This is a genomic window from Actinopolymorpha cephalotaxi (assembly GCF_013408535.1).
Classification (GTDB): Bacteria; Actinomycetota; Actinomycetes; order Propionibacteriales; family Actinopolymorphaceae; genus Actinopolymorpha; species Actinopolymorpha cephalotaxi.
The window spans coordinates 6,070,632-6,089,600 of sequence record NZ_JACBZA010000001.1; the positions used below are offsets into that span (position 1 = coordinate 6,070,632).

Consider the following 18,969-nt stretch of genomic DNA (forward strand, 5'->3'; position numbering starts at 1 on the left):
GTGGTGAGCCTAGCCGATCAGCCGAGAACGACCCGGTCGAACTTCGTGATCGCCATCCCGACGTTGACGGGGAGTTCGGTGCCGACCTCGGGTGGGCGGACCGAGGTCGGCAGGAACAGCACGCTCACCTGCATGTGCGGCGGCTCGGCGAACCACCGCCGCTTCCCGGCCACGGTGTACGGCGACAGCGCCCGGCCGGTCGCCTCCAGTCCGCTGGCGGCCAGCACCCGGGCGCGGGTGCGCAGGTCGGCGACGTGACTCGGCGCCTCCAGCGCGATGCCGTGCGCGGTGCCGCCGCTGGCGACGACGAGGTGCCCGGCGCCGGGCACGCGGCGTTGGCGATATCCGAACCGGTCGCTCTTGCCGACCGGGTGCACGTCCAGCACATGCGCGCGCGCCGTGTAGGCCTCGCGGTCGGCCAGCCACAGCCGGGTGCCGATCCGCGACCGGATCTCCAGGCCGGGGTGGGCGGCGGCCAGCGTGCCGAGCTCCTCCGCCGTCACGTGGGAGACGAACAGCCGGTCGTACGCCACGCCGGTGTCGTTCAGTCGTTCGACCCAGCCGGTGACCTCCGGCCCGTGCCGCCCGGCCGAGGGCAGCGGCAGGTGGAGCGCGAATCCCTCGCAGCGCACGCCCTCCAGCAGCTTCACCACGTCGGCCAGCTCGTCGGCGGGTACGCCGTGCCGGCGCATCGAGGTGAGGAGTTCGACCACCACGCGCGGGCGTCCGGGACCTTCGGCCAGGGAGCGCAGGTCGGCCACCCGGCTCACCGTGGAGATCACCCGCGGGTCGTCCGGCACCTGGTCGAAGGGCCGGATCGGGGTCAGCACCAGCAGGTCGCCGGTGAACTTGTCGCGAACCGCGGCCAGCTCCTCGTACGTCCCGACGGCCAGCGTCTCGACGCCCAGCCGGCCCGCCTCGGCGGCCAGCAGCGCGTGCCCGAAGCCGTAGCCGGTCCCCTTCACCACCGGGACCAGCCGGGGGTACGCCTCGGCGACGGAGTCCAGGTGGCCCCGCCAGCGGGCGGAGTCGACGTGCAGCGTCAGCGACATCGCAGGGCTACCCCCGTCGGCGCATGTAGAGGTCGAAGGCGGTGTACAGCAGCCGGGAGATCGGCAGGTCCCACTCGCCGAGGTACTCCGCGGCCTCACCGCCGGTGCCGAGCTTGAACTGCAGCAGTCCGAAGTGGGAGTCGGACTCGTCCATCGTGTCGGTGATCCCGCGCAGGTCGTAGACCCGGGCGCCGGAGGACAGCGCGTCCCGGATCATCTCCCACTGCAGCGCGTTGGACGGGCGGACGTCGCGCTTGGCCGTCGACGACGCGCCGTAGGAGTACCACGCGTGGGTGCCCACCTGGACGCCGATGGTGGCCGCCGCCAGCTCGCCCTCGTGGTGGGCGAGGAACAGCTTGGCGCGGTCGGGGTTCTCGGCGTTGAGGGCGCGGAACATCGTGACGAAGTACGCCAGCGGACGCGGGGTGAAGTGGTCGCGCCGGGCGGTCTCGACGTACAGCTCGTGGAAGGCGGGCAGGTCGTCGGCCGAGCCCCGGCTGACCTCGACACCCGCCTTGGCGGCCTTCTTGATGTTGCGCCGCCACAGCTGGTTCATCCCGGAGAGGACGGCCTTCTCGTCGCGGTCCTCCAGCGGCAGCTGGAAGACGTACCGCGGCTGGCCCGCGGCGAAGCCGGAGGCGTTCTCGGCCGGCGGGCGCCAGCCCAGGGACCGCAGCTGGTCGGCCACGGCGAGCGCGGTGTGGTCGCTGCTGTCGGGGGTCACGTCACCGAGGGTGCGCGGCCCCGAACTCTCCTCCGCCAGGGCGGCCTTGACGGTGGCGGCGGACCAGCGGCGGGCGATCACCGGCGGGCCCATCCGGATCCCGAAGGCGCCCTGCGCGCTCACGTGCGCGGTCAGCGGCGTCAGCCACCGGCCGAGGTCGCCGTCGGCCCAGTCGATCACCGGGCCCTCGGGGAGGTAGGCGAGCGAACGCCGCATCCGGGGCAGCCGGCGGTAGAGGACCAGGCCCGCGCCGATCACCTTCTCACCGTCGTCGCCGGCGTCCACCCAGCCGACCGACTCCGCTCGCCACTCGCGCTTCACCTCACCCCAGGCAGGGGTCTGGAGGAAGCTGGCCGACTCCCGGGACTCCAGGAAGGCCAGGTGCTCGGCAGGGGTGAGAGTTCGTACGCGCAGGACCACGCAGGCGAGGCTACCGGTCCCGGGGCGCCCGCGCGCCCGGGCGACCCGGCTTCCCGGTAAGCAGGAATCCGGCCACTCGCCCTGGCCGCTACCGACCGTCCAGGTGCCGACGCAGCCAGTTGATGTCGGCGCCCTGGCCGTCGGCGCCGCCGGGCGTCTCCACGATCACCGGTGCCCCGGCCGCCCGGACCACGGCCAGCAGGTCGTCGCCGGCGATCTTGCCCGAGCCGAAGTTGGCGTGCCGGTCGCGTCCGGAGTCGAAGGCGTCCTGGGAGTCGTTGGCGTGCACCAGGTCGATCCGCCCGGTGATCGCCTTCACCCGGTCGACGACCGTGTCCAGCTCCTCACCACCCGCGTGGAAGTGGCAGGTGTCCAGGCAGAAGCCGACAGTGTCCCCGCCCTCGGCATCGGTGACCGCCGCCCACAGCCGCTCGATCCGGTCCAGGTGGCGGGCCATCGCGTTGTCGCCGCCGGCGGTGTTCTCGATCAGCACCGGGCACGGCATGTCCATCCGCTCGATGCACTTGCGCCAGTTGTCGAAGCCGACCTCGGGGTCGTCGCTCCCGGAGACGTGCCCGCCGTGCACGATCACCCCGCGCGCACCGATCTGCGCCGCCGCGGTCACCGTCTGCTGGAGCAGCTTGCGGGACGGGATGCGGATGCGGTTGTTGGTGGTGGCGACGTTGATGACGTAGGGCGCGTGGACGTAGAGCCCCACTCCGGCGTCGTCAGCGGCGGCCACCAGGGCTTCGGCGCCGCCCTCGTAGGCGAACTTCGGGCCCTTCCACCCCTGTGGATCACCGAGGAAGAACTGCGAGATGTCGGCCGCACGGGCCCGCGCCTCGGCGATCGGGTCCTCCTGGTCGACGTGCGCTCCGAGCGGCAGGCTGGTCATGCACGGCACCCTACGAGGGACCACCGACACAGCCCGCGACGCCCCGCCGCCGGACCCGGCCGTACACGGCAGGGCTCCGCCCGCGGTCCGGCGTACGGAAAGGCAGGCTCGATGAACGCGGCGCCCCGCACCCTCCGCGAACTCCGGCGCGGCATCGAGGCCGGCCGGCACACCGGTGCCCAGGTGTACGCCTCGGTGCGTGGACCGGGGAACGGCCGGACGGTCCTCGACCTCGCCCTCGGCGAGGCCCGCCCCGGCGTACCCATGCGGACCTCCACCGTCGTGGAGTGGGCCTCGGCCACCAAACCGGTGACCTGCGTGGCGCTGATGCGGCTGGTGGACGCCGGCCTGCTCGGCCTGGACGATCCGGTGCACGAGCACCTCCCCGACTTCGCCGCCGCCGGCAAGGAAGAGGTGACGGTGCGCCACCTGCTCACCCACACCGCGGGGCTCACCAGCACGGTCACCGGGGTGGTGAGCCCGGAGCGGATGGTCGCCGACATCTGTGCGTCGCCGCTCGCGCCGGACTGGGAGCCCGGGCGGCGCAGCGCCTACAACTCGGTCGCCATGTGGATCGTCGCCGCGCTGGTCGCCCGGCTGTCCGGCCGGCGGTTCGGGGACTTCGTGCGGACGGAGGTGTTCGGCCCGGCCGGCGTCGAGGAGGCGTGGATCGGCCTGCCGGAGGAGGAGTACGACGCGCGGCGGGACGACCTCGCGGTGATCGCCGGCTTCCCGCCCTCGGGCACCCGGGAGTGGGTCACCTGGGAACGCCCCACCGGAGGCGGCCACGGACCGATCCGGGAGCTCGGGCGGTTCTACGAGGCGTTCCTCGCCGGACGGCTGTGCTCGGCCGGGGCCGTCGCGGAGATGACCCGGCCCCAGGTCGCGGGCGCGTACGACGAGTACCTGCACGCGACGGTCGACCGCGGGCTCGGCTTCCTCCTCCGCACCTCCTACGCCGGGCACAGCTACGGCCCGCACGCGTCACCGGACACTTATGGACACGGCGGGCGAAACTGGTGCGTCGGCCTGGCCGATCCCGCCCACGGCCTGGCCGCCGCGATCTACTGGAACGGCCGGGCCGACAGCGACCTCGAGGCCCTGCGGCAGCCGGCGACCCTGGCCGCGCTGTACGCCGACCTGCGCCTGGTAACCTGAGCGGCTGGTCCGCTGGGAAGATCCCGCTCCATGGCGGAAGGCACCCGGACCTGACGCAAGCCCTCCTGTCACGGAAAGACCGTGACCGCCCGAGTCCAGAGGAGGTGGAGTTCCGCATGCGTCGTTACGAAGTCATGGTGATCCTCGATGCCGATCTTGAGGAACGCACCGTAGGCCCGTCCCTCGACCAGTACCTCACTCTCGTCCGCCAGAGCGGCGGGAGCGTGGAGAAGGTCGACATCTGGGGCCGTCGCCGGTTGGCGTACGACATCAACAAGAAGTCCGAGGGCATCTACTCGGTGATCGACCTCACCGCCGAGCCCTCGGTCGTCCTGGAGCTGGACCGTCAGCTGACCCTGAACGAGTCGGTGCTGCGGACTAAGGTCATCCGCCCCGACACCCGCTGATTCACGGGAGGCGTTCATGGCAGGCGACACAGTCATCACACTCGTCGGCAACCTCGTCGACGACCCCGAGTTGCGTTTCACCCCGTCCGGGGCGGCAGTGGCAAACTTCCGCATCGCGTCGACCCCTCGCACCTTCGACCGGCAGAGCAACGAGTGGAAGGACGGCGAGTCGCTGTTCCTGACCTGCAACGTGTGGCGGCAGGCGGCGGAGAACGTCGCCGAGTCGCTGCAGCGCGGCATGCGGGTCGTCGTCCACGGCCGGCTGAAGTCCCGTTCGTACGAAACCCGCGAGGGTGAGCGGCGAACGGTCTTCGAGGTCGAGGTCGACGAGGTGGGACCCAGCCTCCGCAACGCGACTGCCAAGGTCACCAAGACCAGCCGTGCACAGGGCGGCTTCGGTGGCGACGACCCGTGGCAGACGCAGCAAGGTGGCGGCGGTGGCGGCGGCGCCCGACAGGGCGGCGGCCAGCAGTCCGGCGGGAACGACCCCTGGGGTGGCGGCGGACAGCAGTCCGGCGGATCCCAGGACGAGCCGCCCTTCTGATCCACCGACGTCATCCCGTTCTTTCCCCATCCGCGACCATTCCCGCGTGAAGCGGGGCTTCCTGGAGGAGCACCACGATGGCCAAGCCCCCTGTACGCAAGCCCAAGAAGAAGGTTTGCGTGTTCTGCAAGGAGAAGATCTCCTACGTCGACTACAAGGACACGACTCTGCTGCGGAAGTTCATTTCCGACCGCGGCAAGATCCGTGCCCGCCGCGTGAGCGGCAACTGCACCCAGCACCAGCGGGACGTCGCGGTTGCCATCAAGAACTCGCGCGAAGTCGCCCTGCTGCCCTACACCAGCACCGCGCGCTGACGAGGAGGTTGACACGCTATGAAGCTCATCCTCACCCAGGAAGTGTCCGGTCTGGGCACTCCGGGCGACATCGTCGAGGTCAAGGACGGCTACGGCCGTAACTTCCTCATCCCGCGCGGTCTCGGCATGCGCTGGACCAAGGGCGGCGAGAAGCAGGTCGCCTCGATCCGCAAGGCACGCGAGGTCCGCGAGATCCGCGACCTCGGGCACGCCGAGCAGGTCAAGAGCCAGCTCGAGGGCCTGTCGGTGAAGCTGCCGGCGCGGTCCGGCGAGAGCGGTCGGCTGTTCGGCTCGGTCACCGTCGCCGACATCGTGGCGGCGGTCAAGAAGTCCGGCGGCCCCGACATCGACAAGCGGCGGATCGAGATCGGCACGCCGATCAAGACGCTCGGCTCGCACCAGGTGTCGGTTCGCCTGCACCAGGAGCTGGCCGCCACGCTGTCGCTCGAGGTCGTCTCGGCCTGAGCACCGCGGGGTGCGCCTCGGCGCACCCGAGCGCATTGCTGCCCGGAGGGGCGGTCCCGAGTCCGGGGCCGCCCCTCCGGTCGTTCTCCGGGTCGTTCTCCGGCCCGTCAGCGGCGGGCGGCGCCCGCCCCGGTCACCAGCCAGGCGTCGCCGCGGGCACGCACCGCCAGGGTCACCAGCCGGGCCACCATGAACCCGCCGAACGCCCACCACAGCGCGAGTAGGCCCGCGTGCGTGGCGTACACCAGCACCGCGAGCGGCAGGAACGCGACCAGCGTCATCAGCCCGGCGTACGCGAGGTACTTCCCGTCGCCCGCGCCGATGAGCACGCCGTCCAGGACGAACACGATCCCCGCGACCGGTTCGAAGCAGGCGAACACGAGGACCGCCTGGGCGAGCAGCGCCTGGACGGCGGGATCGGCGCTGAACAACGGCACGTACACCGGCCGCGCCAGCACCACCACCGCGCCGAACACCACTCCCGCGCCGATGCCCCACTCCACCATCCGGCGGGTCGCCGCCCGCGTGCCCGCCACGTCCGACCCGCCGAGGTAGCGGCCCACGATGGCCTGGCCGGCGATCGCGATCGCGTCCAGGGCGATGGCGAGGGTGTTCCACAGCGTGAACGCCACCTGGTTGGCGGCCAGGGACACGTCGCCGAACGACGTGGCGACGTACGCGGTGACCAGCAGCGCGGCCCGCAGCGTCAGCGTGCGGATGATCAGTGGTACGCCCGCGTGCGCGCTCGCCCGGATGCCGGGCAGGTCCGGCTTCAGCGGCGCACCGTGCCGGCGGGCTGCTCGGACCACGACCACGACCAGCGCCACCGCGCCGGCGGTCTGGGCGAGCACCGTGCCCCACGCCGAGCCCGCGATCCCCAGGTGCAGGCCGTAGACGAAGAGCACGTTGAGCACGACGTTCCCGACGTACGACGCGCCGGCGATCCACAGCGGCGTCCGGGTGTCCTGCAGCCCGCGCAGCACGCCCGTCCCGGCGAACGTCAGCAACAGCGCGGGCATGCCGAGCACCGCCACCCGCAGATAGGTGACCGCGAACTCGTGCACCTGCGGTGAGGGCCCGAACGCGCCGACGACGGCCGGGGCCGCCAGGGTGCCGACGAGCGCGAGCAGCACCCCGAGCCCGAGCGCCAGCCACAGCCCGTCGATGCCGTACGCCAGCGCCGACCGGCGATCGCCCGCGCCCAGGTGACGGGCGACGGACGCGGTGGTGGCGTAGGCGAGGAAGACGAACACGCCTACCAGGGTCTGCAGTGCCGTGCCGGCCAGGCCGAGGGCGGCGAGCTGGGGGGTGCCCAGGTGGCCGACGATCGCGGAGTCGGCCAGCAGGTAGACGGGTTCGGCGATCAGCGCGCCGAACGCCGGGATCGCCAGCCGAAGGATGTCCCGGTCGTACGGGCTCCGGAGCCGGGTGAGGGACACGGGCGGGGTACCTCCGGGGACGCCGCGGCACGGTGCGGGTGGGGGGCTGTGGGGGTGGCCGTCCCTATGATGCGGCCACCACGGTGCGCGGCCGGTCGTCGGCCCCAGGTGGGCCGGGCGGACGCGGCGCGCCCGGCGTGACCGACACGCCCGGGCAAGCAATTGCCGGGCACTTTCTCCGGACACATCCCGTGTCCACAGCGTGGGGACGCCGAATCCGCAGGCGAAGCGCCTGATCGCCGGGCGGGCGAGATCTTCTCCACAGAGAAATCCCCAGGCTGTGCACAGCGAATCCCCAGGCAATCCACCGGCTACCCACAGCCCCTGTGTACGACAGAGTTGCCGCTCACCGGCCCGCACGGCGTACGGTCGCCTCTCACGTCGAACCCTGTCCGGTCGGGTTCACCGCCTTGTCGGTGGTCGCCGCTAGAACTGTCGCACAGGTGTTCGTCACGGGTGGAGCGTCGGAGGTAGTGCGGCAGTGAGTGTCAGTGAGTTCCCTGTCCCCCGCGCGGTCGAAGGTGCACCCGACCGGATGCCGCCACAGGACCTCGCCGCGGAGCAGTGCGTGCTCGGCAGCATGCTGCTGTCCAAGGACGCCATCGCCGACGTGGTGGAGGAGATCCGCGGGCCCGACTTCTACCGGCCCGCGCACGAGATGGTCTACGAGGCGGTGCTCGACCTCTACGGCCGGGGCGAGCCCGCCGACGCGGTGACCGTGGCGGCGGAGCTGCAGCGCAAGGGCGAGCTGCCCCGGATCGGCGGCGCGCCCTATCTCCACACCCTGATCGCCTCGGTGCCGTCGGCGGCCAACGCCGGCTACTACGCCGTGATCGTGCGGGAGAAGGCGATCCTGCGCCGGCTGGTCGAGGCGGGCACCAAGATCACCCAGATCGGGTACGCCGGCGACGGTGACGTCGACGACGTGGTCGACCGGGCGCAGGCGGAGATCTACAGCGTCACCGACAAGCGCAGCAGCGAGGACTACGCCGTCCTCGGCGAGATCATGGAGTCCGCGCTCGACGAGATCGAGGCGATCGGCTCCCGCGGCGGGCAGATGGTCGGCGTGCCCACCGGGTTCACCGACCTGGACGCGCTGACCAACGGCCTGCACCCCGGCCAGCTGATCGTCGTGGCCGCCCGGCCCGGTGTCGGCAAGAGCGCGCTGGCCCTCGACTTCGCCCGGGCGGCGTCGGTCAAGCACGGCCTGGCGTCGGTGATCTTCTCGCTGGAGATGAGCCGTACCGAGATCACCATGCGGCTGCTGTCGGCGGAGGCCCGGGTCCCGCTGCACCACATGCGGCAGGGCAGCATGAGCGACGACGACTGGGCGCGGATGGCGCGGCGGATGGGCGAGGTCTCCGGCGCCCCGCTCTTCATCGACGACTCGCCCAACATGACGCTGATGGAGATCCGGGCCAAGTGCCGGCGGCTGCGCCAGCGCAACGACCTGCGGCTGATCGTCCTCGACTACATCCAGCTGATGACGTCCGGCAAGCGGGTGGAGAGCCGGCAGGTGGAGGTCGCGGAGTTCTCCCGAAACCTCAAGCTGCTGGCCAAGGAGCTCGGCGTCCCCGTCGTCGCGCTGTCCCAGCTCAACCGCGGTCCCGAGCAGCGCACCGACAAGCGCCCGATGCTCTCCGACCTTCGCGAATCGGGCAGCATTGAACAGGATGCGGACATGGTGATCCTGCTGCACCGCGAGGACGCCTACGAACGCGAGTCGTCCCGGCCCGGCGAGGCCGACTTCATCGTCGCCAAGCACCGCAACGGGCCCACCGCCAACATCACCGTCGCCTTCCAGGGCCACTACTCCCGCTTCGTCGACATGGCCCAGGGCTGATCTGTCAAGAGTGCGTTGACAAGGGCGGCCTCGGGGATCGACGACGTACGCGTGCCCACGCCGCGGCTGCGGCGACCGCCACCGCGAACACTGCGGCACTGCCCGCGATGTCGAGGACGTAGTGGTTCCCGGTGGCGATGACCACGACGACCATCAGAACGGGAAACAGCCAGGCCGGCAGCGCTGCCCGGGGGTGGGTTCGGCGCAGCGCCGACCAGACGGCGAACGCACACCAGGCCGCCAGCGCGACGTGCATGCTCGGCATCGCCGAGAAGTGGTTCTGACCGTTGTCCATCGTGGTGGACGCCCTGCTGCCCAGCAGGTCGTTCTCGCCGATGATGTCGACGACCCCACTGAGGGCGAACCGCGGCGGAGACATCGGCAGGGCCCACCAGACGAGCAGGGCCAACACGGTCATCGCCACCAGCACCCGCCGCAGCCGCACGTAGAGGTCGCCGTGCCGCAGGGCGGCCCACACCAGCACCCCGATGAGCGCGACGTAGTACAACCGGTAGAAGTACACCGACGGCTGGATCAGGACCGGCGCCTGGGCGAGCCACTGGTTCGCTGCCAGCTCGATGTCCAGATGGGCGGCCCGCTCCAGCGACTGCAGGCCGACGGCGTTGCGGGTCGCGGCGGAGACGTCCTGGCCGGTGAGTGCATGCAGGCGCGTGAAGACGACGAACCAGGCAGCGAGACCGACGAGTTCGACGACGGCCCACCGCGATGACCGAGGACCACCCCGTGCTCCTCGTGCCCACGCAGATCCGCGGCCACCGGAGGCCCCGTTGTTTCGCACGTCACAGTGAACAACCAGCGCATGCTGACAGTCCACATCTCACGGGAGCCACATCTCGCGGGAGCCGGCCTCCCGAGCTGGGACAGGCCCGCCGGGTTCGGCGATGAAATCCGGACTGACAGGACGAAACCGTCGCTGCCAGGATGAACCGGTGCAGAAACTGCTCGGCACCGTCTTCTTCCTGCCAACCCTCTTCGTCGTCGGCCTCGGTTTCGCCGTGGCCATCCGCCGGCTGCTCGGCGTCCGGATCGGCCTGGTCCGGACGGTGCTCGCCGCCGCTCTCGCCCTGGTGGTCTGCGGTCCGCTGCTGGCCGCGATGGTGCCCGGGCCCGAGGCCATCGACACGGGCTCCGGGATCCTGCTCATCGTCCTCGCCGCCTGTTGCGCCAGCCTGGTGGCGATGATCGTCCTGGTCATCGCCGAGGTGCTCGTACCCGACGGCTCGCTGCCCGGGCCGATCGAACTCTGGCGTGGCTGGCGCTCACGGCTGGTCCGGGCACGGCGCTACTCCCAGATCGTGCGCATCGCCGCGCGGCACGGACTCGGCCGGTTCCTGCGCGGGCACCGGCACCGCGGTCTGGAGTCGGCCGTCTCCCGGCGCGACCTGGCCAGGTCGGTGCGCCGGGCGCTGGACGAGGGCGGGGTCACGTTCGTCAAGCTGGGCCAGCAACTGTCGACCCGGCGCGACCTGCTGCCGCCGGAGTTCGTGGCCGAGCTGACCCAACTGCAGGACAACGCCGCGCCCATCGCCTGGCCGCTGGTCGAGGAGGTGCTGGTCTCGGAGTTCGGGCGTCCCGTCGGTGAGGTGTTCGCGGAGTTCGACCACGCCCCGCTCGCGGCGGCCTCGGTCGCGCAGGTGCACAGCGCCCGGCTGCCCGACGGCCGACCGGTCGTGGTGAAGGTCCAGCGTCCCGGCATCGAGCGGACCGTCGAGCGTGACCTCGACATCCTGCTCCGGCTGGCCCGCACGCTGGAGTTCCGTACCGACTGGGGGCGGTCCCTGCGGGTCGCCGACCTCGCCGGTGGGTTCGCCGAGGCGCTGCGCGAGGAGCTCGACTTCACCGTCGAACGCGACAACCTGCAGGCGATGGCCGCGGCTCTCGCCGACGGACCGGACCGGGAGATCCGGGTGCCCGCACCCCACGCCGGGCTCGCCTCCGAACGCGTCCTGGTGATGGAACGCCTGCACGGCACGCCGCTCGGCGCGGCCGAGGAAACCCTCGCCGCCCTCGGTGCCGGTCGCCGGCGGCAGGTGGCGAACGCTCTGCTGGAGACGGTCTTCGACCAGGTGCTGGTACGCGGGATGTTTCACGTGGATCTTCATCCGGGCAACGTGCTGGTCGCCGCCGACGGCTCCCTCGGGATGCTGGACCTCGGGTCGGTGGGCCGGTTGGACGGGACGACCAGGTTGGCGGTCGGCCGGTTGCTGGCCGCGCTGGGGCGGGCCGACTCGATGGCCGCCAGCGACGCGCTGCTGGAGCTGGTCGACCGTCCGGACGAGATCGACGAACGCACTCTCGAACGCGCGCTCGGCGTGCTGATCGTCCGGTACGCCTCACCCGGCGCGAGCGCCGGTGCCGCCGCGTTCGCCGAGCTGTTCCGCCTGGTCACCACCCACCGGCTCGGTATCCCGCCGCAGGTGGCGGCGATCTTCCGTACGTTCGCCACGCTGGAGGGCACGCTCACCGTGGTGGACCCGGACTTCGACCTGGTGGCCGGTGCCCGCGAGGTCGGGCGTGCGCAGTTCGCCGAGGCGGTGGAGCCGATACGCCTGCGGCAGGCGCTCGAGGACGAGCTCGTGACCCTGCTGCCGATGCTGCGCCGGCTGCCGCGCCGGGTGGACCGAATCGCCGACGCCGTCGAGCACGGCAGGTTCACGGTCAACGTCCGGCTGTTCGCCGACGCCCGGGACCGCCGGGTGGTGACCGGCCTCGTGCACCAGGCGCTGCTGGCGTTCGTCGGGGCGGCGGCCGGGGTGCTCGCGGTGATGCTGCTGGGCACCGAGGGTGGACCCCGGGTCACCGAGACCTTCGGCCTGTTCGGCGTGCTGGGGTACGCGTTGCTGATCGTGGCCGTCGTGTTGGTGCTGCGGGTCCTGGTGGTGGTGTTCCGGCGGGACCCGGCCTGAGTCGGGACGTACTGTCAATCCGCACTTGACGTGGCGTGCGCCAACCACGGGTCGGTGCACGCCGGGAGCCGGTGTGATCAGGAGGTCGTGGCGCGCTCGGCCTCGCTGCGCAGAACGCAGAACTCGTTGCCCTCCGGGTCGGCGAAGACCACCCAGCCGGTGCCGTCGGTGTTGCGCCGGTCGTCGAAGATCGTGGCGCCGAGTTCGAGGACGCGTTCGACCTCGACGTCGCGGGTGGTCCCCGGCTCGAGGCACATGTGCAGGCGGTTCTTCACCGTCTTCGGCTCGGGCACCTGCAGGAACAGCAACGGCGGCCCTTCGGGCAGCTGCACGAGCACCTCGGGGTCGCCGGGGAAGTCGTCCTCGCCGAGCGGGGCGTCGAGGAGCTTGCTCCAGAACTGAGCGAGTGTGTACGGGTCGGCGCAGTCGATCGAGAACGTGCGGACACGAGTGGTCAAAGGAACTCCGGGGGGTCGGGTCGTCGAGGTGTGGTGTCGGAAGCTACCAGCCGAGTCCGACGGCGCGTAGAGGTTTTGCGTACCGGCCTGTCAGCGCTTGGTGAACGCCATCGGGTCGTCGACGTCCACGATCTCCTTGCCCATCGGGAACAGCGAGATCGGGACCAGTTTGAAGTTCGCCAGCCCGAGCGGAATGCCGATGATCGTCAGGCACTGCGTGACGCCGGTGACGATGTGGGCGAGGGCCAGCCACCAGCCGGCGAGGATCAGCCAGAGCACGTTGCCGATCAGCGACCCGGCGCCGGCGTCCGGCTTGTCCGCGAGGGTGCGGCCGAACGGCCAGAGCGTGTAGTTCGCCATCCGGAACGCCGCGACGCCGAACGGAATGGTGATGATCAGGACGCACAGCACGACTCCGGCGACGGCATACCCGAGTGCCAGCCACAGCCCGCCGAAGATCAGCCAGATGACGTTCAGGATCAGCCGCACGGCTCCAGTGTCCCGCCGGTGTTCCGGTTGCCGGTAATCACCGGATCCGGGGCAGGAGCGATCTAAGCCGAGGCGTACCGCTGCTTGCGGCGCAGCAGCGGACGCTCGACGAACCGGTACGACAGGCCGGCCATCGCGAACGCCCCACCGACGACCAGCATCACCTCGACCTGCGGCACCAGGTGCAGCGTGCCGACGTAGGCGAGGATCGGGTAGTGCCACAGGTAGAGGCCGTAGCTGAGCCGCTGCCCCACCCAGGCCAGTGGCGGCAACGCCAGCAGCCGGCTCAACGGATGGCGCCGGTCCAGCACCAGGACCGCCAGCACCGTGGCGGTGAGCACCGCGACCGCGAGGAACCCGAACGTGTACCACGCCGGGGTCCACCCGTCGACCCAGCCGGTGATCCGCAGCCGCCACGCGACCAGGCCGAGCGCGGCCGCGGCCACCCAGGCCAGCCGGCCGGCCCAGGTGCGGATCCGGGCGACCGCCGTCTCGTCGTCGCGCAGGTGCCACAGGACCAGGGCGAGCAGGCATCCGACCAGGAGCTGGTCGGCGCGGGTGTCGAAACCGTTGTAGATGCGGTGCGCGGCGTCGTCCTCCCAGATCAGCAGCCGGAGAACCGTCGGCGCGAGGCACAGGCCGCCGACGACGGCGAGGACGGTCCGGGATCTCAGCCTGCCCAGCAACGCGCGGAGCACGATCGGCCAGGCGAGGTAGAACTGCTCCTCCACGGCCAGCGACCAGGTGTGCGGCAACGCTCCCATCGTGTCGCCGTACGGACCCGGCTGCCCGGCCCGGACGAGGTTGGCGACGTAGGTCGCGGCCAGCAGCGCTGCCAGCCACTGTCCCTCGAACGCCCGCAGCGGGGTGGCCAGCGCGAGCACCGCGACCAGCCCGCACAGCACCATCAGCGCGGGCGCCAGCCGCAGGAACCGCCGGGTGTAGAAGCGCCGCAGCCCGATCCGGCCGGTCCGCTCGTACTCGGTGACCAGCAGCGTGGTGATGACGAACCCGCTGATGCCGAAGAACACGTCCACACCGACCGATCCGCCGGGCAGCAGATCCGGGCGCAGGTGACCGGTGACGACCGCCCCGGCCGCGACCGCGCGCAGCCCGTCCACGCCGGCGCTGCGGACGTCCAGCGGACGAGCGGGCCGCGCCGGGAGAGTCGGGGGAGCCGACGGAGCCGACGGGCCGGTCCGTACGCCTCCACCGGTCGTGGGGCGCGCGTCCGTCGGCGCGACGTCGGTGGCCTGGGCGGGTGGCGGCGCTGCGGAGGTCATCACCGCCACGCTTCCGTCCGCACCTGAACGGACACCCAGACGAACCTGAACGACACCTGTGACCCGAAGTGATCCTTTTCACCGGTCTCGACTTGAATAGACCAGTTGGACCAATTAGGGTCCGAGCGGCGAACCGAGAACGTGGCAAGTACGAGACACCGACACACCGAGACACCGAAACACCGAAACACCGAGAAGCCCAGACGAGCCGGGAGGTGGTGGGCCGTGCGGATCAGGCCGACCCTGTTCACCGATGCCGACGCACTCGGCCGGGCACTTGCGGCCGAGATCGCCGACGGCATCGAGGCGGCCAACTCACGCGGCCGGCGTTATCTCCTCGGCTGCCCGGGCGGGCGCAGCGCGATGACGACCTACGCGGCACTCGCCGACCAGGTGCGCATCCGCCGGGTGGACCTGTCCGGCCTGGTGATCGTGATGATGGACGAGTACGTCGAGGCCGGGCCCACGTCCGGGACCTTCGGGTGCGTCGCCGACCACCTCGCGCACAGCTGTCGCGGCTTCGGCCGGGACCTGATCGCGGCGCCGCTGTCCGCCGCCGCGGGCCCGGAAAGAGGCGTGCGCGAGGACCACCTGTGGGTGCCCGACCCGGCCGACCCCGCCGCGTACGACCGGCAACTCACCGCCGCCGGAGGCATCGACCTGTTCATCCTCGCCTCCGGCGCCTCCGACGGGCACGTGGCGTTCAACCCGCCCGGAACCCCCACCGACGCGGAGACCCGGATCGTGCCGCTCGCGCCGAGCACCCGCCAGGACAACCTGGTGACGTTCCCGCATCTGCGCACCCTCGACCGGGTCCCGACGCACGGCGTCGGCGTCGGCGTGGCCACCATCCGCACGCAGTCCCGCCGGGCGGTCATGGTGGTGCACGGCGCGGACAAGGCGCGGGCCGCCGCACAGGTGGCCGCCGCCGACGGCTACGACCCGGCGTGGCCGGCGACGATCGTCAGCGAGTGCGCCCGCCCCGGCCTGTACGTCGACCAGGCGGCCGCCGTCGGGCTCGGTCGCGGTGATCCCACCCATCCGCTGATCAGCCGCGGCGAATGACGAGGCCACGACAGCCACGACAGAGCCACGGCGGACCCACGTCCGTTTCACGAGAAACCCTGACAGTACGAAGCTCGGAGGACCACTGATGGCCCGGATCAAACTTGCCTACCTCGGTGGCGGCTCGACACGTGCCGCCGGGACGATGGCGTCGTTCGTGCACCACGGCGCGGAGTTCGACGGGTCGGAGGTCGTCCTCATCGACCTGGACGCGGACCGGCTGGCCCTGGTCAAGCAGTTGGCCGAGCGGATGGCACGCAACGCCGGCCTCGACCTCACCATCACCGCCACCACCGACCGGCGCGAGGGCCTGCGCGACTGCGACGCCGTACTCTCCAGCTTCCGGCCCGGCGGTTTCGAGGCCCGCGCCCTCGACGAGCGCATCCCCCTCAAGCACGGGGTGATCGGCCAGGAGACGCAGGGGCCCGGCGGCTTCTTCATGGCCCTGCGGTCGATCGCGGTGATGAAGGGCGTCGCCGACGACCTCGCCGCCGTCGCGCCGAACGCCCGGATCTTCAACTACACCAACCCGGTCAACATCGTCGCCCAGGCGATGACCAGCTACACCGACATCCCGATCGTGTCGCTGTGCGAGGGGCCGATCATCTTCCCGCGCGGGGTCGCCGAGGCAGCGGGCCTGGACCCCGACCTGTTGAAGACGACCATGGTGGGGATCAACCACAACTGCTGGAGCACCGAGCACACCTACGAGGGCAAGGACCTGATCCCGCTGCTGCGCGACGCCTACGAGGCACGCCGGGACGACCCGGCCGTGCCCGCGGACACGAAGCGGCTGCTGCAGCTCGCGGTCACGATGGAGTCGGTGCCGTCGTACTACTTCCTCAACTACTACTTCCGCGACGAGGTGCTGCGGCACCTGCGGGGCAAGCCGACCACCCGCGCGGAGGACATCGTGGCGGCGGTGCCGGGTTACTGGCAGCACTACACCGAGCAGGCGACCTCGGAGGCGCCCGAGCTCGACCCGGCACGTTCGCGTGGCGGCATCCACGAGCTCGAGCTCGCCATCGACGCGATGAACGCCTTCTACAACGACACCGGCGAGGTGCTCCCGGTCAACCTGCCCAACACCGGCGGCGTCCTGCCCGGCTTCGACGAGGAGGTCGTGGTGGAAGTGCCGACCCACGTGGACGCGAGCGGTTTCCGGGCGCTGCCGCAGAAGCCGTTGCCGCACGCGGTCCGCGGACTGGTCCAGGCCCTGGCCGAACACCAGGTGCTGGCCGCCAAGGCGGGCTGGGAAGGCGACGCGACCGCCGGGGTCCGTGCGCTGGCGGCGCACCCGCTGGTGCCCACGCTGCCGGTGGCCGAGGAGCTGTACGCCGAGATGGCCCACGCCCACGCCGCACACCTGCCCGAGCGGCTGCTGCCGTAGATGGAGCCACTGCACCTCGGCGTGGACGCCGGGAACAGCAAGACGGTCGCCCTGCTCTGCGACGAGGACGGTCGCGTCGTCGGGTACGCCCGCTCCGGCAACGGTGACATCTACGGCGCGGAGTCAGCGGCGGCCGCCGTGGACGCGGTCGTCGCCGCCGTCAAGGACGCGTTGACAACGGCCGGTGCCCGGGAGGGCGACGTACGTGCGTCGGCGTTCCGGCTGGCCGGGGTGGACTGGCCCGAGGACCACGCGTACTGGATGGACGCCCTCGCCCGTCGGCTGCCCGCCCTGCGCACGCCGTCGGTGCTCAACGACGGGTTCGCCGCCATTCGGTGCGGGGGGCCGGGCGGAGCGGGTGTCGCCGGGGACGCCGTCGGCGCCATCGGTGCCGGGGTCGCCGTGATCGGTGGTACCGGCTCGGCGGTGGCCGGGCGCGGCCCGACGGGTACGGAATGGAGCATGAGCTTCTGGATCCAGGACGCGCACGGCGCCTCCGGCCTGGTGGGGAGCGCGTTGCGCGCGGTCTACCGCGCCGAGCTCGACCTCGGCCCGGCAACGGCGCTGACCGCGCGGCTGCTGGCGTTCTTCGGCGCCACCGACGTCGAGGCCCTGCTGCACTCGTTCACCGGCCGGGAGACCGGCCACGGCTGGGCCCGGCAGGCCGCCGCCGCGCGGGAGGTGGTCGCGGCCGCCGTCGAAGGGGACGAGGTGGCCGCGGCGCTGGTCCTCGACCAGGGCCGGCACCTGGCCGACTACGCCCGGGTCACCGCCCGGCGGGTCGGCTTCGCCGTCGACGCGGTGCCCGCGGACGGTGTGGATGATGCTGACGGTGTGGATGCCGGACCGGGCGTTCCGGTCGTCCTCGCCGGACCGGTCCTGTGTGCGGCGGGTTCGCCGGTGACGGCCGCGCTGCTGGACGCCCTGCCGCGGGTCTTCCCGGCGGCCCGTCCGCGTCTGGCCACCCTGCCCCCGGTGTCCGGCGCGGTCCTGGACGCGCTGGCCGATGCCGGCGTCGGTCTCGTACCCGCCGTGTATGAACGGCTGCGGGACACCGCGCCGCCCCCGGCGTTCCTGGCCACCTGAGCGGGTCCAGATGGGTACGAACGACCCGGCCCGGGCGGCTGCCGCACCCACCGCCGACCTCACCGCCGGCACCGACTCCGACGGCGCCGGCGTCGGCAGCGCGGCGGCACTGGCGTACGCCCGCCTGGCCGGCGCGCTGCGCCGCGGCGTCTACCCGGAAGGGACCCGGCTGCCCGGTGAACGCGACCTTGCGGGCCAGGTCGGCGTCAGCCGGATGACGCTGCGCCAGGCGCTGGCCCGCCTGGCCGGGGAGGGGCACCTCGAACGCTCCGCGCAGCGCGGCTGGTTCGTTCCCCGGCGGATGGTCGGCGAACCTCCGAGCGTCCTGCAGAGCTTCACCGAGATGGCCAGGTCGCGCGGCCTGCGCCCGACGTCGCGGGTGCTGAGCACGCAGTCGCGTCCGGCCACGCCGGAGGAGGCGCGGCGCCTCGGCCTGGCCGGGGCGTCGACGGTGCTGGAGATCCGCCGGCTGCGCGGGCTGGACGACGCACCCGTCTGCCTGGACACGACGGTCCTCGCCGGTGACCGGTCCGGTGGGTTGGACGGCGCGGACCTGACCGATCGGTCGCTGTACGAGGCGCTGCACACCCTGTGCGGGGTGGCGGTGGCCCGTAGTTCCTACACGGTCCAGGCGCACGCGGCCGCGCCGGAGCCGGCCCGGCTGCTCGACCTGGCCGTCGGTGCGCCCGTGCTGGTCGGTTCGGAGGTCGCCTACGACACCGACGACCTGCCGGTGCTGTGCGGCACGACGCTCTACCGCGGGGACGCCTACCGCTTCCAGGCCGACCTCTACCGCCCGTTGTCCTGACGCGGTGCCAGGCCGTCGTGGTGTACGCCCGATCCCGGCCATTTACGCAACCGAAGCGTCTCAGCCCGTGACCTTCCCGGCCGCACCTCGTTGTTGCTGATGCCTGCCGCGTGGTTTGGCCACGTGGCCAGTTCGGGTCACCGGGCAACCTGACCGGGCCGCTCGCGCGAATCTGCGTTTGGGAGGCCCGGCGAACTACCAT

19 protein-coding genes are annotated in these 18,969 nt (G+C 71.8%); 11 read left to right on the plus strand and 8 right to left on the minus strand.

The genetic code is table 11. The annotated features are described in order from the left end of the window. Positions 1-17: 17 nt before the first annotated feature. From FHR37_RS27000 to FHR37_RS27010, 3 genes are all read right to left on the minus strand, one after another. A complete protein-coding gene (locus FHR37_RS27000; RefSeq protein ID WP_092883977.1) occupies positions 18-1,052 on the minus strand; it encodes an alanine racemase in 1,035 nt (344 codons plus the stop codon). Between the two features lie 7 nt (positions 1,053-1,059). After that, complete coding sequence (locus FHR37_RS27005) at positions 1,060-2,196, minus strand: lipid II:glycine glycyltransferase FemX (RefSeq protein ID WP_092883978.1); 1,137 nt, start codon at positions 2,194-2,196, stop codon at positions 1,060-1,062. 88 nt (positions 2,197-2,284) lie between these two features. Beyond that, a complete protein-coding gene (locus tag FHR37_RS27010) occupies positions 2,285-3,091 on the minus strand; it encodes a deoxyribonuclease IV (protein WP_092883979.1) in 807 nt (268 codons plus the stop codon). A 111-nt stretch (positions 3,092-3,202) separates the two neighbouring features. On the opposite strand from FHR37_RS27010, the gene FHR37_RS27015 reads away from it, so the two are divergent. From FHR37_RS27015 to rplI, 5 genes are all read left to right on the plus strand, one after another. Beyond that, positions 3,203-4,249, plus strand: coding sequence for a serine hydrolase domain-containing protein (locus FHR37_RS27015; protein WP_092883980.1), 1,047 nt, complete (start codon positions 3,203-3,205; stop codon positions 4,247-4,249). A gap of 116 nt (positions 4,250-4,365) precedes the next feature. Beyond that, entirely contained in the window at positions 4,366-4,656 is a 291-nt protein-coding gene (gene rpsF / locus FHR37_RS27020) for a 30S ribosomal protein S6 (RefSeq protein WP_092884097.1), read from the plus strand. 16 nt (positions 4,657-4,672) lie between these two features. Continuing rightward, entirely contained in the window at positions 4,673-5,200 is a 528-nt protein-coding gene (locus tag FHR37_RS27025) for a single-stranded DNA-binding protein (RefSeq protein ID WP_092883981.1), read from the plus strand. A gap of 77 nt (positions 5,201-5,277) precedes the next feature. Continuing rightward, the gene (gene rpsR, locus FHR37_RS27030) at positions 5,278-5,514 is read left to right on the plus strand and encodes a 30S ribosomal protein S18 (protein ID WP_092883982.1); all 237 of its coding nucleotides are present in this window, start codon (positions 5,278-5,280) and stop codon (positions 5,512-5,514) included. 18 nt (positions 5,515-5,532) lie between these two features. Further along, on the plus strand, positions 5,533-5,979 hold the full coding sequence (rplI, locus tag FHR37_RS27035) for a 50S ribosomal protein L9 (protein WP_092883983.1): 447 nt from the start codon (positions 5,533-5,535) through the stop codon (positions 5,977-5,979). A 107-nt stretch (positions 5,980-6,086) separates the two neighbouring features. Here rplI and FHR37_RS27040 read toward each other — a convergent pair whose 3' ends face one another. Continuing rightward, a complete protein-coding gene (locus FHR37_RS27040; protein ID WP_092883984.1) occupies positions 6,087-7,418 on the minus strand; it encodes an MATE family efflux transporter in 1,332 nt (443 codons plus the stop codon). A gap of 535 nt (positions 7,419-7,953) precedes the next feature. On the opposite strand from FHR37_RS27040, the gene dnaB reads away from it, so the two are divergent. Beyond that, complete coding sequence (gene dnaB / locus FHR37_RS27045; RefSeq protein ID WP_092883985.1) at positions 7,954-9,261, plus strand: replicative DNA helicase; 1,308 nt, start codon at positions 7,954-7,956, stop codon at positions 9,259-9,261. A 4-nt stretch (positions 9,262-9,265) separates the two neighbouring features. On the opposite strand, the gene FHR37_RS27050 is transcribed toward dnaB, so the two are convergent. Next, the gene (locus FHR37_RS27050) at positions 9,266-10,060 is read right to left on the minus strand and encodes a phosphatase PAP2 family protein (RefSeq protein WP_092883986.1); all 795 of its coding nucleotides are present in this window, start codon (positions 10,058-10,060) and stop codon (positions 9,266-9,268) included. A gap of 151 nt (positions 10,061-10,211) precedes the next feature. Here FHR37_RS27050 and FHR37_RS27055 point away from each other — a divergent pair, with 151 nt between their 5' ends. Beyond that, positions 10,212-12,188, plus strand: coding sequence for an ABC1 kinase family protein (locus tag FHR37_RS27055; protein WP_202818132.1), 1,977 nt, complete (start codon positions 10,212-10,214; stop codon positions 12,186-12,188). A gap of 77 nt (positions 12,189-12,265) precedes the next feature. On the opposite strand, the gene FHR37_RS27060 is transcribed toward FHR37_RS27055, so the two are convergent. From FHR37_RS27060 to FHR37_RS27070, 3 genes are all read right to left on the minus strand, one after another. Further along, the gene (locus FHR37_RS27060; RefSeq protein WP_092883988.1) at positions 12,266-12,646 is read right to left on the minus strand and encodes a VOC family protein; all 381 of its coding nucleotides are present in this window, start codon (positions 12,644-12,646) and stop codon (positions 12,266-12,268) included. 90 nt (positions 12,647-12,736) lie between these two features. After that, a complete protein-coding gene (locus tag FHR37_RS27065; RefSeq protein ID WP_175542553.1) occupies positions 12,737-13,135 on the minus strand; it encodes a YccF domain-containing protein in 399 nt (132 codons plus the stop codon). Between the two features lie 62 nt (positions 13,136-13,197). Continuing rightward, entirely contained in the window at positions 13,198-14,418 is a 1,221-nt protein-coding gene (locus tag FHR37_RS27070) for an acyltransferase family protein (RefSeq protein WP_092884099.1), read from the minus strand. A 225-nt stretch (positions 14,419-14,643) separates the two neighbouring features. Here FHR37_RS27070 and FHR37_RS27075 point away from each other — a divergent pair, with 225 nt between their 5' ends. The 4 genes from FHR37_RS27075 (at position 14,644) to FHR37_RS27090 (ending at position 18,767) form a co-directional block, all read left to right on the plus strand. Further along, positions 14,644-15,483, plus strand: coding sequence for a 6-phosphogluconolactonase (locus FHR37_RS27075; protein WP_092883989.1), 840 nt, complete (start codon positions 14,644-14,646; stop codon positions 15,481-15,483). A gap of 88 nt (positions 15,484-15,571) precedes the next feature. Next, positions 15,572-16,873, plus strand: a complete 1,302-nt coding sequence (locus tag FHR37_RS27080) for a family 4 glycosyl hydrolase (protein ID WP_092883990.1) — start codon at positions 15,572-15,574, stop codon at positions 16,871-16,873. Further along, a complete protein-coding gene (locus tag FHR37_RS27085) occupies positions 16,874-17,959 on the plus strand; it encodes a BadF/BadG/BcrA/BcrD ATPase family protein (protein ID WP_092883991.1) in 1,086 nt (361 codons plus the stop codon). It begins immediately after the preceding gene. A 10-nt stretch (positions 17,960-17,969) separates the two neighbouring features. Beyond that, on the plus strand, positions 17,970-18,767 hold the full coding sequence (locus tag FHR37_RS27090) for a GntR family transcriptional regulator (RefSeq protein WP_092883992.1): 798 nt from the start codon (positions 17,970-17,972) through the stop codon (positions 18,765-18,767). Positions 18,768-18,969: the final 202 nt, after the last annotated feature.

Bases quoted from the DNA above. Each gene is read 5' to 3' on its own strand.
- FHR37_RS27000 (WP_092883977.1), bottom strand. From the start codon at position 1,052: ATGTCGCTGACGCTGCACGTCGACTCCGCCCGCTGGCGGGGCCACCTG.
- FHR37_RS27010 (WP_092883979.1), bottom strand. From the start codon at position 3,091: ATGACCAGCCTGCCGCTCGGAGCGCACGTCGACCAGGAGGACCCGATC.
- FHR37_RS27015 (WP_092883980.1), top strand. From the start codon at position 3,203: ATGAACGCGGCGCCCCGCACCCTCCGCGAACTCCGGCGCGGCATCGAG.
- rpsF (WP_092884097.1), top strand. From the start codon at position 4,366: ATGCGTCGTTACGAAGTCATGGTGATCCTCGATGCCGATCTTGAGGAA.
- FHR37_RS27025 (WP_092883981.1), top strand. From the start codon at position 4,673: ATGGCAGGCGACACAGTCATCACACTCGTCGGCAACCTCGTCGACGAC.
- rpsR (WP_092883982.1), top strand. From the start codon at position 5,278: ATGGCCAAGCCCCCTGTACGCAAGCCCAAGAAGAAGGTTTGCGTGTTC.
- rplI (WP_092883983.1), top strand. From the start codon at position 5,533: ATGAAGCTCATCCTCACCCAGGAAGTGTCCGGTCTGGGCACTCCGGGC.
- dnaB (WP_092883985.1), top strand. From the start codon at position 7,954: ATGCCGCCACAGGACCTCGCCGCGGAGCAGTGCGTGCTCGGCAGCATG.
- FHR37_RS27070 (WP_092884099.1), bottom strand. From the start codon at position 14,418: ATGACCTCCGCAGCGCCGCCACCCGCCCAGGCCACCGACGTCGCGCCG.
- FHR37_RS27080 (WP_092883990.1), top strand. From the start codon at position 15,572: ATGGCCCGGATCAAACTTGCCTACCTCGGTGGCGGCTCGACACGTGCC.
- FHR37_RS27085 (WP_092883991.1), top strand. From the start codon at position 16,874: ATGGAGCCACTGCACCTCGGCGTGGACGCCGGGAACAGCAAGACGGTC.
- FHR37_RS27090 (WP_092883992.1), top strand. From the start codon at position 17,970: ATGGGTACGAACGACCCGGCCCGGGCGGCTGCCGCACCCACCGCCGAC.